This window comes from Micromonospora sp. NPDC048999 (assembly GCF_040649295.1).
Lineage (GTDB): Bacteria > Actinomycetota > Actinomycetes > Mycobacteriales > Micromonosporaceae > Micromonospora.
Window position 1 is genome coordinate 834,910 of sequence record NZ_JBEZFI010000001.1, and the last position, 15,051, is coordinate 849,960.

Consider the following 15,051-nt stretch of genomic DNA (forward strand, 5'->3'; position numbering starts at 1 on the left):
GCTCCATCCGGTGGAGGATAGCGCCGAGCGGCCAGCCGGCCGCCGCCCACCTTCGGTCAGCCGGGCAGGGCGGCGAGGTCCGCCAACATCGCCAGCCGCTCCTCGGCGGTCAGCACCGCGTACGGGTCGGCGGCCCGGCGATCGGTCTCCTGCTCGATCGCCAGCCGCTCCGGCCCGGGCGGCAGCCGAGTGACGCTGGTCGCGGTGTGTCCCGCGGCCGTCCACGCCGCCGCATGCGCGTCCGTCCGGTGGTAGCGCAGCGTGCCCAGCCGGTTCAGCAGCACCACCCCGGCCGGGCTGCCCTCCGGCTCATGCGGCGGGGCCATCGCGGCGAACGCGCCGGGCTCGTCCGACTCGGCCAGCAGCAGGGCGTACGCCAGCACCCGGCCGAGCGTCGTCACCAGCCGACCCACCCGGTCGTCGTGCCCGGCCCAGAGTTCCGCCGTCACCGTGGCGTGCAACTGCCAGAGCTCGGCCAGGAAGGCGAGCCCGCGATCGGTGGCGCAGCAGCCGCCGTCGGGCAGGCGCTGGAGCATCCCGTACGCGACCTGCTTGTCCAGGGCGCGCTGGCAGGCGACCGGGTCGCGGTAGCGGGTCACCGCGGCGAAGGCCGGACCGCTCACCGTCCCGCCCGGCGTGGCGAGCCGGGTCCGGAGGTCCACCAGGAAGCCGGTGGCGGCGGGACCGCCGTACCGCGAACTCAGCTCGGCGCAGCCGTCGCGGCCGGCCAGCATGCCGGCGGCGAAGGCTCGGTCGACCGCGGGGGCGACCAGCCCGGCGAGCCGGTACGGCGGCAGCTCGACGCCGTCGGCATTCCGGCTCGGTGCGTCGGCCGCCGCGCCGCGACCCGGCACGGTCGAGTCGCTCACCGACCGATCGAACGCAGGGCGGCGAAGGCGTCCTCGGCGATTCGCCGGATCAGCCCGTCGTTGACGTGGCGGTGCTCGTCCAGCACCACCACGTCCTCCTCGCCGAGCCAGCGGAACTCAGTGTGCTTGCCCACCTCGAGCCGAGGTCGGGCGAGGTCGCCGTCCACCCGGACCAGGAAGTCGGTCTCCACCCGGGCCAGCCCGTCGTCGCCGGTGTAGCGGTATTCGCCGACCTGCCCGAGCACCTCCGAGACGGTCCAGCCGGTCTCCTCGGTGACCTCACGACGCAGCGCGTCCGCCACCCCCTCGCCCGGTTCGAGGTGGCCGCCGACGATGTCCCAGCAGTTCGGGAAGAGGCGCCGCTCGGGGGACCGGCGCTGGAAGAAGAGGCGGCCGTCGTCGCCGACGATCAGCGCGCCGGCGCAGCGGAGGGGCTCGGTGGGCACGCCACGACAGTAGCGAGCCGGAGCCGCCCGTGGCGACGCCCCGGTGCTACGCCCGGAAGGGCGGTGGCCCGGCCGTCACCGGCCGGGCCACCGTCGTACCTGCTTCAGGTCACGGGCCGACGAAGACGGTGGTGGCCCGCCAGTCCACGTCGTCGATGCCCGGGCCGCTGCGCACGGTGGCGGCACCGGTCGGCGCCCCGTTCGACCATGCCAGCGCGGAGAGGGTGCCGGTGCTCCGGGACACCACGTAGAGCTTGTCGCCGTTCAGGAACAGGCCAGCCGCGTCGGCGAACGCCGTGGTGTCCTTGACGGTCATCCGCTCCGCCCCGACCGTGCCGGTGTCCGGGGTGAACCAGCGCCAGAACAGGCTGCGCTGGCCCGAGAGCGCGTAGTAGAGGCGGCCGCCGCTGTAGAACATGGCGGCCACGTTCGGCAGCTCCGCGTAGAAGTTCGACGTCATACCGGTGTACGTCGAGCCCGCTGGGCCGGAACCCGTCACGACCTTGTCCCACTTCGGGTCGTGGTACGGGTCCACCTTGACCGGCGTGCCGAAGGTGCTGCCGTTGAACGAGCGGCGGTAGAAGCCGCCGTTCACGCCGTAGAACAGGTCACCGCCGACCCAGAACGCGCCCCTGGCCGTCGACCACGGGGTGTTGTCGCTGTTCGCGACGCTGGTCGCCGCGCCCACCGCGCTCGCCCCGTCGTACGACCGCCTGGTCACGTTGTTCACCGTGCTCGCCGACGGCAGCGCCGGCAGCTTGACGATCTCGACGCCCTGGACCACCGGGTTCTCCCGCACGTGGCCGAAATCGATGATGACGGTGCCGTTGCTGGTGACGGCGAAGGCCCGCATCGTGCCCCGGTTGGTGGCGCCGATGGCGGCCACCGGGTCGAATTTGCTCAGCTTCAGTACGCCGTCGACGCTGACGTTGAACTGTCGCTTCCCGGCGGTGGCGGTGCCGGCGTACCGGTTGGCCAGGTAGAGCCGGACCTGGACCTGGGTGCCGGCCGGGACAGGGAAGGACCACCGCATCTCCGGGGTAGGGGCCGGATCCCAGCGCTCGCTGTTGAACAGCGCCACCGGCGTGCCGGTCGGCACGGTCCGGTCGAGGGTCGCGTTCGTGGCGTACGTGGTGGCACTGCTGCCGGCGTTGTGGTAGCCGCTCGGCGACGCGGCGCTGTCGGCGGCCCAGTTCGGCCCGCTGGCCGCCGGCAGTTCGTTGCCGCCGGCGTTGACCCGGTAGAGCACGTCGGCCGAGGTGGGTGCCGGCGCCGTCTTGACGATCTCGACGCCCTCGATCAGCGGGTTTTCCAGCACCCGGCCGAAGTCGATGTCGACCACGCCGTCGCTGACCAGGGAGAAGGACCGCATGGTGCCGCGGTTGGTGCCGCCGGCGGCGGCGACCGGGTCGAAGTTCTTCAGCTTCAGTACGCCGTCGACGCTGACGTTGAACTTCCGTTTCCCGACCGTCCCGGTCTTCGAGTAACGGTTGGCGAAGTACAGCCGTACGTCGATCCGGGCCCCGGCCGCGACGGGGAAGGCCCACTGCATGTCCGGGGGCGGCGAACTGTCCCAGCGCTCGCTGCTGAACAACGTCACCGGGGTCGTCGCCGGCACGGTCGAGTCGAAGGTGGCGTTCGTGGTGTACGTCGAGGCGCTGCTGCCGCTGTTGTGCCACGGGCTCGGCGCGGTGGCGGTGTCGGCGGCCCAGTCCGGGCCGCCGTCGGTCGCGGTGAGCTGCGGACCGCCCGCGTTCACCCGGTAGAGGATCTCGGTCTGCGCCGCGCGGCCGGCCTGGTAGACGTTGCCCGGCAGGCCCTTGGTGGCGGTCGAGTGCGGGGCGTTGCCGCCGTCGAGCGGGAAGAACGCGAGCCGGGCCCGCTTGTATTCGCGGTTGCCGATCCACTCCTGGTCGCTGCCCAGCCAGAGCCCCTGTGGGGTCGCCAGCATCTTGGTGACGCCGTAGCCGCGCGGGTGCCGGCCCGGGTTCCAGGACAGCGGCAGGCCGCTCGCCGGGTCGAGGGCCGCGATGCTTGCCCGGGGGACCGCACCCGCCGCCGCCCGGTCGCGGCCCATCGGGTTGTCGAGCCAGCGGAAGTGACCGCCGACGTAGATGGCCTGCTCGCTGATGCCGACCGACAGGAACGTGTCGCCGCCGCTGTAGGCGACCCAGGTGGGCTGCCGGCCGGCGCCGGTGGCCGAGGTGTCCCAGCGGGCCGCCGCGTCGCAGAGCGTTCCCGCGTACGGCGCGCCGGTGCTCACCACCACGAAGTACGTGCCGTTCGGGGCGAACGCCACGTCCCGCACGTACGAGTCGAACGCGGTGTACTTGCAGGCCGCCGAGAAGCGGTCGGTGTTCCAGTCGGCGATCGTGGCCGAGGTGCTGCCCAGGTCGATCCGGACGATCTGGTCGTGCCCGACCTTGTCGGCCTTCTTGAAGTTGCCGATGACGACCAGGCGCTTGCCGTCCGGTGAGACGGCCAGCTTGGCGGCGCCGACCCCGGCCGAGGCGCCACCGTTGGTGGGGGTCCAGTTGTGGTGCTCGGTGAGCGAGACGGTCAGGTAGTTGTCCAGGGCGCCGGTGGTGGCGTTCAACGTGGCCAGCCCGTTGCGGGTGGCGGTGCCGGCGGTGGTGAAGATGCCGCCGACCAGGAGCCGGCCGCCGACCAGGGCGATGTCCTTGATCGTGCCGTTGAACGCGGGCGCCTTGAACCCGGCGACCGGGGTGCCGTCGGCGATGTTGAGCAGGACCAGCTTTCGGAAGCCGCTCTGGCCGTTGACGGTGTTGAACTGGCCGGCGGCATAGACCGTGCCCGGAGCCGGCCCAGCGATGACGGCCGTCACCTCCCCGTCCAGCGCCGGAACGAACGAGCTGTCGATCTTTCCGGTGGCCTTGTCGAAGGCCAGCAGGTATTTCCGGGTGACTTCCGTGGACTTCGTGCCACGGTCCTGCGCCCGGGTGAATGAACCACCAACGATGACCTTGGTGCCCGTGTCGTAGATGGCCGCCACGTTGCCGTCGTTGATGTTCGGCGTCTTGTCGGACGGCACCTCGCCGACCATCGTGGTGTGGCCCGGCGCGGCAGCAGCGAGCCCAGGGGCGGAAGTGGAAAGGAGGGCGATGCCGACAGCGGCGGCGCCGAGCGCGGACACCGAACGGTGTCTCAGGAACGAGAGAGCCACAGGCAACTCCGGAGAAAAAGGTCGGAGACGCTGCGGTCCAGGCCGGGATGCGAACGCGGAGCGGGGCGTATGCCGGTCGACCGCAGACGTGCACCCAACACCTTCGCGCACCCGGGCCCGCCCCGTCCAGTAAGGATCGTCAATCCGACCGAGTTATCCCCCCACGAAGACGATCAATGGATTTGCGCGGCGGCCCCGACGTTCAGGCCGGGCGCGGCGGGCTGAAGTACGGGTCGGTGGCCATGTCGCGGAACACCGCCGCGCTCTCCGGATCGTCGCCGAACGTGCTGTCGTACAGCGGCTTCGTGGTCTGCCTGGCCGCGAAGTAGACCGCCGCCTTGATCTGCGGGTGCTTCTTGAGATAGGGACCGACCTCGCGCAGCCAGTCGGCCCGCTGGCCCGGCTTACCCTCCTGGGTGAGCCCGAACTCGCCGACCACCACCGGCCGGGGATGCTGCTGCGCGAAGGCCATGAAGTGGTCCATCCGGTCGGGGAAGCTGTTCCACTCGGGGCTGGGGTAGACATCGGCGCAGAGCCAGTCGACCTGGTCGTCACCCGGGTAGTAGTCGGCGGCCCGCCGGGTCGGGTCGGCGAAGCCGTCCGCGTGCGGGCACCACACCCACGCCGCGTTGGTGGCGCCGACCTCGGTGAAAATGGCCCGTACGTGCTTCCACGCGGCGACGTAGTCAGCCGGGGAGTGCATGCTGGCGGCCAGGTTCGGCCGGTCCATCTCCCACCGGTAGCGCAGCAGCACCGGCACCCCGAACGCCTTGACGTCCTCGGCCCGCTGTCGGATCAGGGAGTCGTAGCTGCCGCTGACCGTGGACCGGGTGTCCGTGCCCTGCCAGGAGATCATTTGGAGTCGGCCCTGGGTCTGGAACGCCTTCTCGGTGGCGCCGGGGAAGGAATCGTTCCACTGGTGGAACATGTGGGCGATAGCCAGCTTGCCGCCGGCCGCCCGGTCGAACTCGTCGAGCGCGGTCGCCCGCCCGACGGCGTTGTGGAACTCCGGCTTGACCCAGGCGCCCAGCCAGGCGCCCTGCTCCGGCGGCGTCGGCCCGCGGCCGGTGGTGCTCACCGGTGCGGTCCGGGGCTCCACGAGGGGCGGGGGCGGTGCCGCCGTCGTCTGCCGGGCCGGCGGGTCGGCCTTGCCGGAGTCGCAGGCCGCCACCACCGGAACCAGGCAGGCCAGAGCGGACACGGTCGCCATCGTCCGTCGTAACCGTCGTAGCATCCCTGGCACTCTATCGTGCGGCGGCAATCACGGCGTGTAGCCGAGGTTGCTGAGCAGCGGCTCAGCCTGGGCCAGCACGTCGGCGAGGTCCTGTTCGGCCAGCCGCTTCCGCCACCTGCCGACGGAGTCCGGGCGGGCCTTGGCGAACCGGGCGTGCAGTGCCTGCCGGCCGGCCGGGTCGCCGACCTCGAGGAAGTCGGCGACCAGCTCGGCCGTCTCCGCCGGCCGGCTGACGATGTCCTCGTAGCGCAGGTGGCGGACCTGCTCGGTGGGCAGCTCGGCGAGCTGGGTCAGGGCGCTGCCGGTGAAGCGGCGCCACATCCAGGCCGAGCGGCCCAGGTCGGAGACCTGGGTGAACTCCTCGCGCCGCTCCGGCTCCACCCAGAATCGCGGCGTGGCGCCCCACGGCGTACCGCCCCGACCGCTCTGTCCGCTGCCCGTCGAGGCCGCGTTCAGCCACGGCTGCTCGGCGTGCGACACCGCGACGTCCCGGCCGTCCCGATAGACGTGCAGGAAGACCGCGTCCGGGAAGACCTCGGTGAGGAACGGCACGATGAAGCAGTTTTCCGGGTCCTTCTCGGCGAACCGCAGCCCGCCGTGACCGGACGCGGCGAGCAGCGCGCCGTAGTAGCCGCGGAAGTAGCGGGCCGCCCGCTGTGGGGTCCAGCTGCCCTCGTACACGCAGCGGGCCACCGCCTTGGTCAGCCGGGGCTCGAAATGGTAGGAGACCTCCGGCAACGCCCCCACGCAGCTGCCCAGAAACGTGGTGCCGGAGCGCGGGGCGCCCAGAATGAAGATCGGCCGCTGCACCCGGAGGCTGAGCCTGCGGTTGGCGGTCGCCACCGGCCGTTCCAGCTCCCGGCGTTCCTTCCGGTCCGCGAGGAGACCGACTGCGGCGAGCTTCGCGGCCTTCACGGCGGACAGGCCGGTGTGCGGGGCGAGGGGCGGGCTGCTGGTCATCGATGTCCCATCGGTATGCAGGGGCGGGTCAGGACTGGGCGGCCGGGGTCGCGCCGCTGCGGCCCCGACCCCGGCGCAGCGCGCGGAGCGCGTCGAGGTGCAGGGTGGCCCGCCAGCGCCAGGCACCGGCCAGGTACGCCACCGTGCCGGCCACCGCCAGCAGGGTGAGCACCGGCACTGGGGCGTCGAGCAGGCTGGCCGCCCCGAGCGGCAGGCCGAAGCAGGCCACGGCCAGGGCCATCGCGGCCCGGGTGCCGCGCCCGAACGGGTGCAGCCGCATCGACCACCAGAGCTGGGTCAGCGGCACCAGGTTGGTGACCAGGATGGACACGGTCCAGGCCCAGGCGGCACCGACGATGCCGTACCTGGGGATGAGCAGGACGTTGGCGACCACGTTGAGGACGGTGCCGGTCATCGCGTTGTAGAAGGTCCAGGCGGTGCGCCCGGCCATGTTCAGCACCATGTCCACCATGCCGCAGCCGGTCGCCAGCAGCATGGTCAGCGCGAGCAGCAGCACCACCCGATGGCCCGCGCCGTAGCCGCTGCCGAACAGCGCCAGCATCGGCCCGGCGAACGCCGCGAAGATCAGGTAGGCCGGCCAGGAGAGCAGCACCAGCCAGCCGGTGGCCGCCTGGTAGAGCTGCCGCGCCTCGACCCGGTCGTGTCGGGCGAAGGCGGCGGCCAGCCGGTGCTGGACCGAGCTGGACAGGGCGACGCTGGAAAGCTGGCCGAGCGCGAGAAAGCGGGTCGACGCCGTGAAGACTGCCGCGTCGGCCGGCCCGCGCAGGGCGCTGAGCAGCACGATGTCCAGCCGCTGCACGACGATCGCGGCCAGGCTGCTCAGCGCGCGCGGCGCGGTGAACCGCCAGAACGGCCCGGCCAGCTCGCCGGCCGGCACCGGCCGGGTGACATGCCGCCCGGCGCGGCGAACCAGCCGGCCCAGCCAGAGTGCCGCCACCACGGCGGCGAGCAGGTACGGCACCACCCAGGCCAGCGGCAGCGCGGTGCTGGCGGAGAGACCCAACCAGGCGGCCACCGCCACCGCCACGAACTGCACCAGCGTGCGGCCGAGCCGTTCCACGGTGAGCAGCGGCCGCATCTGACCGAAGCCACGGCAGGCGGCCAGGGCGTAGTCGTTGAGCGCGGCCAGCGGCACGAAGGCCAGCAGGACGCGTAGCGCGGTCACCCCACCCGGACCGGCCTCGGGCATGGTCGCCTCGGCGAGCGCGGGGGCGGCCAGCCAGCCGGCCAGGCCGAGCAACGCGCCGACGGCCAGCACCGGCACCAACCCGGCCAGGATGGTGCCGCGGATCCGCTCCCGCTGGTCGAGGGCGCGCTGCCGACTGACGAAGTAGACGGTGCCGACGTCGGTGCCGAGCCGCGCCGCCGACGCGGCGATCATGAACGCGCTGGTGGCCGCGAAGAACATGCCGGCGTCGTGGACCGACCAGCCCCGGGTGATGACGATGTTCAGCCCGAAGCCGGCGACCGCGGCGAGGCCGACGCCGACCAGGTTCGCGAACCCCTGCCGGGCCGCGCCGCCCAGGCCGCTGTCCGCGCCGGCGTCGCCGGCCGTCGTGGCTGGCGTGGCCGGCGTGGTCGGCGTCGCGGTGGCGCCGCCGTCCCCCCGGGTCACCGCCGCCACGACGGCACGCGTCCCCACCAGTCGGCCAACCGCTCGTCGTACGGGGCGAAGTGGCCCTCCAACAGGCCCCGCAGCTCGCCTGACATCGGCGACCGGGAGCGCGCGTTGTGCTTGCCGAAGGAGATGTCCGCCCAGCGGGGCAGGCCGAGGAAGTCGCAGACCGCGTCGAAGGCCGGGCGCGGGTCGGCGAAGAAGTCATCGCTGTCGACGACGTGCAGCCGGTCCCGGCCGACCAGCGCCGCCAGCCGTTCCAACTGCTCGATGTACTGCCCCCGGGCCAGGTACGCGTGGTGCTGCAGGTGGTGGCTGGCGTACGTCGGGTCGGCGACCATCCGCTCCGCCTCGCCGGCGATCCGCTCCTCCTCCAGCTCCAGCGCCCGCTCAAACGACGACTCGGTCTCGTAGCCCCGGGCCAGCTCGTGCGAGTGCGCCGAGTAGGCCCGCTCCACCGGGTCGCGCAGCAGCACCAGCAGCCTGACCGAGGGCAGATCCTTGGCGATCCGCTGCCCGGCGAGGGGGTGGAACATGTAGTAGGGGCTCGACTCGCCGGTGATCCCGCGTACGCCGAGCCGCTGCCGGACCGCCTCCGCCTTCCCGGTGCCGGGGAAGTGCCCGAGGTACCAGTTCATGCCCCGGTGATAGTCCGTGTCGAAGTAGTGCACGCCCTTGTGGTAGGCCGGCGGCAGCACGCCCGGGTGCTGGGAGAGCGTCTTGAACAGCGAGGTGGTGCCGCAGCGCTGCGCTCCCACGATCAGGAATCCGGGCACCATCCGGGATCCGACGGTCAACCGCCCGACCGTCCGGCTCACCGACTTCACCGCGCGGATCGCCTGTTCCCTGGCCTGCGACAAGTCCCCACTCCTCACTCTCACCGGGCCCGGCGGGCCAGGTGCTCCTCCACGACGGGCAGCAGCCAGGTGTCGACGCGCCCCAGTCGCGCACCCGCCTCCGCCTGCCGGTCCCGCAGATAGCGCGCCGCCAGCTCCACCAGGTAGAGCACGGCGACCAGGTCGGCGTCCCGGCCGCCCTGGTCGAACGGCTGAAGCGTCCGGTCCGCGCCGGCGATCAGTGCCCGGGCGGCCTCCGTCGGGGCCGACCCGCCGTGGCCGATGGCGGTCTGCACCGCCCGGTGCAGCGCGTCGTAGCCGGCCGGCACGTCCGCCTCGAACCGCTCCCAGTCCCAGACCAGCACCCGGCCGTCGGCGAGCACGGCGCTGTTGCCGCCGTTCCAGTCGCCGTGCCAGGCGCCGAAGGCCACCGTCGGGTCGGCGTCCGCGACGGTCTTCAGCACCGCGCGCAGCCGTCCGGCCTCCGGCCGGGTGCCGAGCGCGTCCACCGCGTCGGCCAGCCGGGCCGCGTGGTCGCTACCGGCCCACGAACCCCGGCGTACGCCGAGGCAGCCGGCCACCGCCACCATGGCCGCCCGCTCGCCCGCCTCGGCGGCGGCGGGGGTGGCCCGGGGCAGCCGCACCGGCAGCGCCTCCTGCACCAGCAGCGCGTGCCCGTGCCAGTCGCCGTGATGACGTACCCCGGCCACGACGATCGGCCCGAGCGGCAGGCCGGCCAGCCGATGCAGCGCCGCGGCCTCCGCGTCGACCAGGGCGCGGGTCAGCGGGTCGACGCCGAGTTTGGCGTAACCGAGCGCCCGCCCGTCCGGGGCGAGTAGTTGCAGCACCGGCTTGCGGTTCGCCCGAGCCGGCCCGATGTGCATGCTGACCAGGGCCGGCGCGCCCAGCACCTCGGCCAGGTGGGCGTCGAGCCCGGCACCCGTCACCACCAGCCGGTCGCGGAACACCAGTGGCCCCAGCCGGAGCCGGAACGCGACGGCCAGCCCCTGCCGGACCAGCTTCGCCCTGCGGCCGACCGCCTCGGTGGCGTGTTGGACGGCGCTCGCCGCGGCCCGACCCGAGCCGGTGGGCACCAGCAGCCGTGGCCGGGCCGCCGAGGGCACCAACACCCAGCCCCGCCCACCCCTGCGCAGGGCCGGCTCGGCCGGCTCGGGCCAGATCAGCCCGGCCAGCTCGCCCAGGTATGCGGAGCGGCCGTCGCCGTCGGGAGGTACGCGAAACACCATCAGCGCTCACCGGCTGCTTCGAGTCGGGCCCGCAGCCCGGACACGGTGCCCTGGGTGCGCGCCCGCGCGGCGGCCTGGCGCAGCCGGTCGTTGCGGGCGAGCAGGGCGACCGAGATGAGGGCGTAGGCGAGGGTGGCTTCCAGCGCCCCGTAGGTGAACTGGAAGAAGAGCATGAGGATCAGGACCAGGCTGCCCGCGATCCCGATCGCGCTGTGGTCGCGCCGGTAGCGCCAGATGCAGTAGAGGAAGAAGCCGTTGTAGCAGAGCGCACCCACGTAGCCCTGGCCGACCAGCAGCGCCCAGAGTTGCCCGTTGCTGCCCAACTCCCGGTTGCCGCACTGCTTGCAGTCGGCGGTCTTGCCGATGGCGATTGAGCGGTTGCTGCCGACCAGCGCCCGGTTTCCGCCGTACCCGAGCACCGGCGAGTGGTTGGCGGCGGTGATCGCGCCCTGGGACAGGGTGGCCCGGATGTCGTCGCTGTGCCCGTTCTCCAGCCGCTCGTCGAACGTCCGCCCGAGTGGCGTGGCAATGATCAACACGCCGATCAGGCCGACCGCCAGGGCGAGCCCGCCGAGCACCACCATCCGGCCGCGCAGAGCGAGCCGGATCGCCAGGTACACCGCGGAGATGCCGATGCCGATCCAGAGCCCCCGGTTGAGCGAGTAGACAATCGGGAAGATCGCGGCCAGGACGATCGCGACGCCGAGCACCCGGCGTAGCGGCCGGCCCAGCACCACCCAGCCGGCGATCAGCCAGATCAGCAGGATCGCCGTGTTCTCGCCCCACGAGTTCGTGTAGGTGAACGGCGCGGACGGACGCGGTGAGCTGGGTTCGCCGGCGATCACCTGCTGGACCTGGGCGAACTTGACGTTCATCAGCGAGGCGACGTAGGACTGGCTGGCGATCGAGTGCGGCAGGACGGACCGCAGCGGCGCGACGAAGCTGAACGTGGGGAAGAGCGAGCCGAGCCAGCCGCCGATCACCACGACGACTCCCATGAACCCGAAGAGCCGGACCACCCGCCGCCGGGACAGCTCCCGCTCGCTCAGGTTGAGCACGTAGAGCATGACCACGGTCATGGCGACGTAGTTCGCCAGCCGGATGGCCAGGCCGAGGTATCGGCCGCCACCGCCGGCGGCCGGGAGCGTGTTCGGTGCGGTGAGACCGAGCATCAGGGCGGAGAGCAGCACCCAGAGCAGCAGCACCAACCAGATCCCGAAGCCGGGCGGCACCCGGATCGAGCCCCGGTTGCGCAGCTGCATCAGCATCGGCACCGCGAAGATGACGAAGACGAAGCTGGACACCCCGAGCACCCACCACAGCGGGTAGAGCACGAAGAGCGCGATCAGCGGCCACGCCACCGGCAGCCGCAGCGACCAGCCCTTCGACAACACCCCGGCCGGCGCGATCTGTGCCGCGTCGGTCCCGGGAACGTCACCCCCGACCGGGGCCGGGCGGTGCGGGGTGACGGTGCTCATTTCACGGTGACCTTGGCGGTGGTCGGCGCGTAGATCACCCAGGCGTTGCCGGGGCGCGCTTGGATGATGTCGCCGCCGTTGTCGGCGATGGTGCAGGCCATGTCGAGGCCGGGCTTGCGCCACCGGCCCTTCACGCTGAACGGCCCAGAGACCGCGACGACGCTGCCCATGCCGAACACCTTCGCCGCCGGGAGCGACCGCGGCGAAGGATGCCGGACCTGCACGGTCCGGTATTCCGTGGTCAGCACGAACACCGACGCGGCGGTCACCGTCGCGGTGCCCACCTTGCCGACCCAGTGGGACTTCTGCTCGTCGTACCGCCAGACCATCGACGGGCCGCCGCGGACGGCGACGGTCAGCTCGCGGGTCAGCACGAGGTCGTGGGCGGCCAGTGGGTCGTCGTCGGTGGCGTGGTCGAGCGCCGGCGTGGGCGGCTGGCCGCCCTTCGGCGCGGCCTTCCACAGCGCGGCGGTGGAGGTGTAATCGCCTTTGAAGACCTTGGCGCTGGGGTCGGCGGGGGTGATACCGCTCAGGCCGGACTGCTCGAACTGGGTGAGGAAACCGCTGGGGCCGCCGGCGTAGCCGACGAAGGGGCGCAGCACGGCGACGGACCGGATGTCGACCGGCCGGACCTCGGTGACCGGGCCGACCTTGGCGGCGTCCCGGGACTGGAACACCGCCGTGAGGTGCAGCGTGTCGGACTCGGCGAACTCGGCGTAGACCAGATCGGCGGCGTCCAGGCCGGCCGGGGTCGTCGACGGACCGACCCGCAGCGGCACGGCGATGGCCTGCCGGTCGGCCACCGCCGGGGCGCTCACCGGCAGCCCGGTCAGCGGTGCCGCCGGCACGGCCGGGGTCGGGCTTCCGGTGGCCGACCCGGGCGTGCCGGGGTCGACCACCTGGATGCTGCCGGCGGGGGGCTGCGGCTTGCTGCACGCCGTGCCGAAGCCAACCACGAGGGCCGGCACGAGGGCGGCACGGAAGATCTGCCGGCGGTTCACCCCAGATCCTCGCCGGAATCGCGCACGTAGCTGCGCCCCGGGCCGTCGACGCCCGTGGCCTCGCCGCGGGAGCGGTACGTGCCGCCGCTGCCGTTCACCGGCAGCGGCTCGCCCGGCACCGTCGGCTTGCCCGGCCGCAACGGTCGCGCCGGACCAGCGGCGGAACCCGGGTTGGACGGCTGCATCCGGGGCAGCACCATGGTGGACTCGACGGAGGGTCCGGGGGCCGGGCCGGGGGTCGGGCCGGGGGTCGGCCGCGGCTTGGGCCGGTTGGCCTTGGCCGGGCTGGCCGGACGGCTCGTCCCGCCGGTCGGCGCGGGCAGGCGTGGCGCCAGCACCGCGCCGAGCACCGGGGCGTTGACCTGCTCGAACTGCCGGAGCGCGGCGTTGATCTCACCGCTGCGGGTCCGCCCGGTCTCGGCCACCACGATCACCGCGTCAACGTGCCGGCTCAGCGCCTGGGCCTCCACGGCTACCGTCGGCTGGGCGGTCTCGATCAACACGTGGTCGAAGCGCGCGGCCAGCTCGTCGAGGATCTCCAGCAGGCTGCCGATCGGCAACTCGACGTCGGCGTCCAGGTCGCCGGGAATCAGCACCCGAAGCTGACCGAGGCCGGGCACCGGGGCCAGGGCCTTGAGCGCTGGTACGTCCCGGCGGAGCACCGAGGCCAGGCTGTGTCGCCCCTCGGGGACCCCGGTGATGGCGTTGACCGTCGAGTCCGGTTTGGTGGTGACCAGCGCGACCTGCTGGCCGGTCCGGGCGTACGCCGCTGCCAGGTTGGCGGCGACGAACCCGGCGGCCGTGCCGGCGGAGCCGTCGCAGAGCAGGAGCTGACGCCCCCGGCCCCGGTCACGCGGCTCGGGGACTGCGGAGAGCAGCACGTTGCGTAGCCGGCCCAGCTCGCGGGAGATCTTGTGGGAGGGCGGCAGCATCGTCAGCGAGGGGATCCGTGCCGGCAGCTCCAGCAGCAGCGGCAGGCCGACCCGGTCGGAGATGTCCCGGCCACGCCGGACCCGGGTGTCGAGCCGGTCCAGCACCAGCGCCAGCACGATGCCCAGGAGCAGGCCAGCCCCCATGCCGCTGGCCAGGTTGAGGGTGCGGTTCGGAGAGCTGGGACGCTGCGGCAGCCGGGCGTCGGAGATGATCTCGCCCGGGTCGGTTTCGGCGGACATCAGCGGGCTGAGCCGGTTGTTCAGCGACGTGAGCTGGTTGGTCAGCACGCTCCGGTCGGCCTCCGCCCGTTGCCGCTCGACCGAGTTGCTCGGTGCCGCCGCGATCCGCCCGGCGACCGCGCTGAGCTGCTTGTTAACGTCCGCGATCTGCTGCTTGAGCGCGGTGGTCTCGTTCTCCAGCGACTTCTGCGCGGTGGCCTTGCGCAGGTCCAGGTACGCCTGCGCGAAGGCGTGCGACCCGGCCTGGGCCTGGGCTGGGCTGTCCGCCTCGTACGCCACCTGGAGGACCTGGCTGTTCGGCGGCACGCTGACGGCCACCCACTGAACCAGGTGCTCGGCCTCGGTGTCGGTCTTCATCAGGCCCCTGGCCCGCTCCGCCACGACGAGTGAACGAACCACCTGCGCCTCGGTGTCGAGGTTGACCTTGGCGTTGGGGTTGCTGTCCGGGCCCGCGCTGAGCGGGCGTACCAGCAGCGAGGTGCTCGACGTGTAGCGGGCTTGCTGAAGCTGGCTGACCGCCAGCCCACCGGCCGTGCCGAGAACGGCGGCGAAAAGCAGGATCCACCAGCGACGGCGCAGCCAGCCCAGGTAGGCCATCAGGGCAAGTCCGTCGGCATCGCGCTCGGCCGGGTGGGTTGCGGGCATCAGAGTTTGTCGCTCCCTTTCGGCCGGGGCCGAACAGTCCACGGTGCAGCGGAACCTGACCGTGACCTTGATTGTCCCCGATCCAAACGTCGGAGGAAAGTCTGCTTCACTTCCTGTGTGCCGTTCACGTAATGCGGTGACGGAATTCCGACAGACGCCCGAGCGGCCCGGGCGAGTCGGCCCGCACCGCCGTTGCGGTCGCGGCTGACCTGCCTGTTTGCTTGGAACGGTGGCTGCAGAGCCAGGGTCCGTGCTGGCCCGACCGGTGGGCCGGGATCCCTCCAATGGCCCCTTCAATGTCCATCCCCACGCCGATAGTTTGGCAAGACGCGCCCAAGGGCCA

Annotated in this window: 11 protein-coding genes; all 11 read right to left on the bottom strand. The window is 72.6% G+C overall.

Going from position 1 to position 15,051, the window contains the following annotated elements:
* Nucleotides 1–56: 56 nt before the first annotated feature.
* A complete protein-coding gene (locus tag AB0C02_RS04050; protein ID WP_357540834.1) occupies nt 57–869 on the bottom strand; it encodes a hypothetical protein in 813 nt (270 codons plus the stop codon).
* Entirely contained in the window at nt 866–1,315 is a 450-nt protein-coding gene (locus AB0C02_RS04055) for an NUDIX domain-containing protein (protein ID WP_357540836.1), read from the bottom strand. Before AB0C02_RS04055 ends, AB0C02_RS04050 begins: the two co-directional genes overlap by 4 nt.
* A gap of 109 nt (nt 1,316–1,424) precedes the next feature.
* Entirely contained in the window at nt 1,425–4,499 is a 3,075-nt protein-coding gene (locus AB0C02_RS04060; protein ID WP_357540838.1) for a malectin domain-containing carbohydrate-binding protein, read from the bottom strand.
* Between the two features lie 202 nt (nt 4,500–4,701).
* Entirely contained in the window at nt 4,702–5,709 is a 1,008-nt protein-coding gene (locus AB0C02_RS04065; protein ID WP_357540840.1) for a glycosyl hydrolase, read from the bottom strand.
* A 51-nt stretch (nt 5,710–5,760) separates the two neighbouring features.
* Nucleotides 5,761–6,693 carry a sulfotransferase gene (locus tag AB0C02_RS04070; protein WP_357540842.1) on the bottom strand — a complete coding sequence of 311 codons (933 nt, stop codon included), beginning with the start codon at nt 6,691–6,693 and terminating at the stop codon, nt 5,761–5,763.
* Nucleotides 6,694–6,721: 28 nt separating this feature from the next.
* Nucleotides 6,722–8,356, bottom strand: a complete 1,635-nt coding sequence (locus tag AB0C02_RS04075) for an oligosaccharide flippase family protein (RefSeq protein ID WP_357540844.1) — start codon at nt 8,354–8,356, stop codon at nt 6,722–6,724.
* Nucleotides 8,326–9,189: a sulfotransferase domain-containing protein gene (locus AB0C02_RS04080; RefSeq protein WP_357540846.1), complete on the bottom strand. Its 864-nt coding sequence runs from the start codon at nt 9,187–9,189 to the stop codon at nt 8,326–8,328. Before AB0C02_RS04080 ends, AB0C02_RS04075 begins: the two co-directional genes overlap by 31 nt.
* Nucleotides 9,190–9,206: 17 nt before the next feature.
* On the bottom strand, nt 9,207–10,412 hold the full coding sequence (locus AB0C02_RS04085; protein WP_357540848.1) for a hypothetical protein: 1,206 nt from the start codon (nt 10,410–10,412) through the stop codon (nt 9,207–9,209).
* Nucleotides 10,412–11,890: an O-antigen ligase family protein gene (locus tag AB0C02_RS04090; protein WP_357540850.1), complete on the bottom strand. Its 1,479-nt coding sequence runs from the start codon at nt 11,888–11,890 to the stop codon at nt 10,412–10,414. Before AB0C02_RS04090 ends, AB0C02_RS04085 begins: the two co-directional genes overlap by 1 nt.
* Nucleotides 11,887–12,891, bottom strand: coding sequence for a DUF3048 domain-containing protein (locus AB0C02_RS04095; protein WP_357540852.1), 1,005 nt, complete (start codon nt 12,889–12,891; stop codon nt 11,887–11,889). The genes AB0C02_RS04090 and AB0C02_RS04095 overlap by 4 nt, the downstream gene beginning before the upstream one ends.
* Nucleotides 12,888–14,708 carry a Wzz/FepE/Etk N-terminal domain-containing protein gene (locus tag AB0C02_RS04100; protein ID WP_357540854.1) on the bottom strand — a complete coding sequence of 607 codons (1,821 nt, stop codon included), beginning with the start codon at nt 14,706–14,708 and terminating at the stop codon, nt 12,888–12,890. Before AB0C02_RS04100 ends, AB0C02_RS04095 begins: the two co-directional genes overlap by 4 nt.
* Nucleotides 14,709–15,051 lie beyond the last annotated feature (343 nt).

What these genes read in the sequence shown, in the direction of transcription:
- AB0C02_RS04065 (WP_357540840.1), bottom strand. Translation starts at nt 5,709, where the DNA reads ATGGCGACCGTGTCCGCTCTGGCCTGCCTGGTTCCGGTGGTGGCGGCC.
- AB0C02_RS04070 (WP_357540842.1), bottom strand. Translation starts at nt 6,693, where the DNA reads ATGACCAGCAGCCCGCCCCTCGCCCCGCACACCGGCCTGTCCGCCGTG.
- AB0C02_RS04085 (WP_357540848.1), bottom strand. Translation starts at nt 10,412, where the DNA reads ATGGTGTTTCGCGTACCTCCCGACGGCGACGGCCGCTCCGCATACCTG.
- AB0C02_RS04090 (WP_357540850.1), bottom strand. Translation starts at nt 11,890, where the DNA reads ATGAGCACCGTCACCCCGCACCGCCCGGCCCCGGTCGGGGGTGACGTT.
- AB0C02_RS04100 (WP_357540854.1), bottom strand. Translation starts at nt 14,708, where the DNA reads ATGCCCGCAACCCACCCGGCCGAGCGCGATGCCGACGGACTTGCCCTG.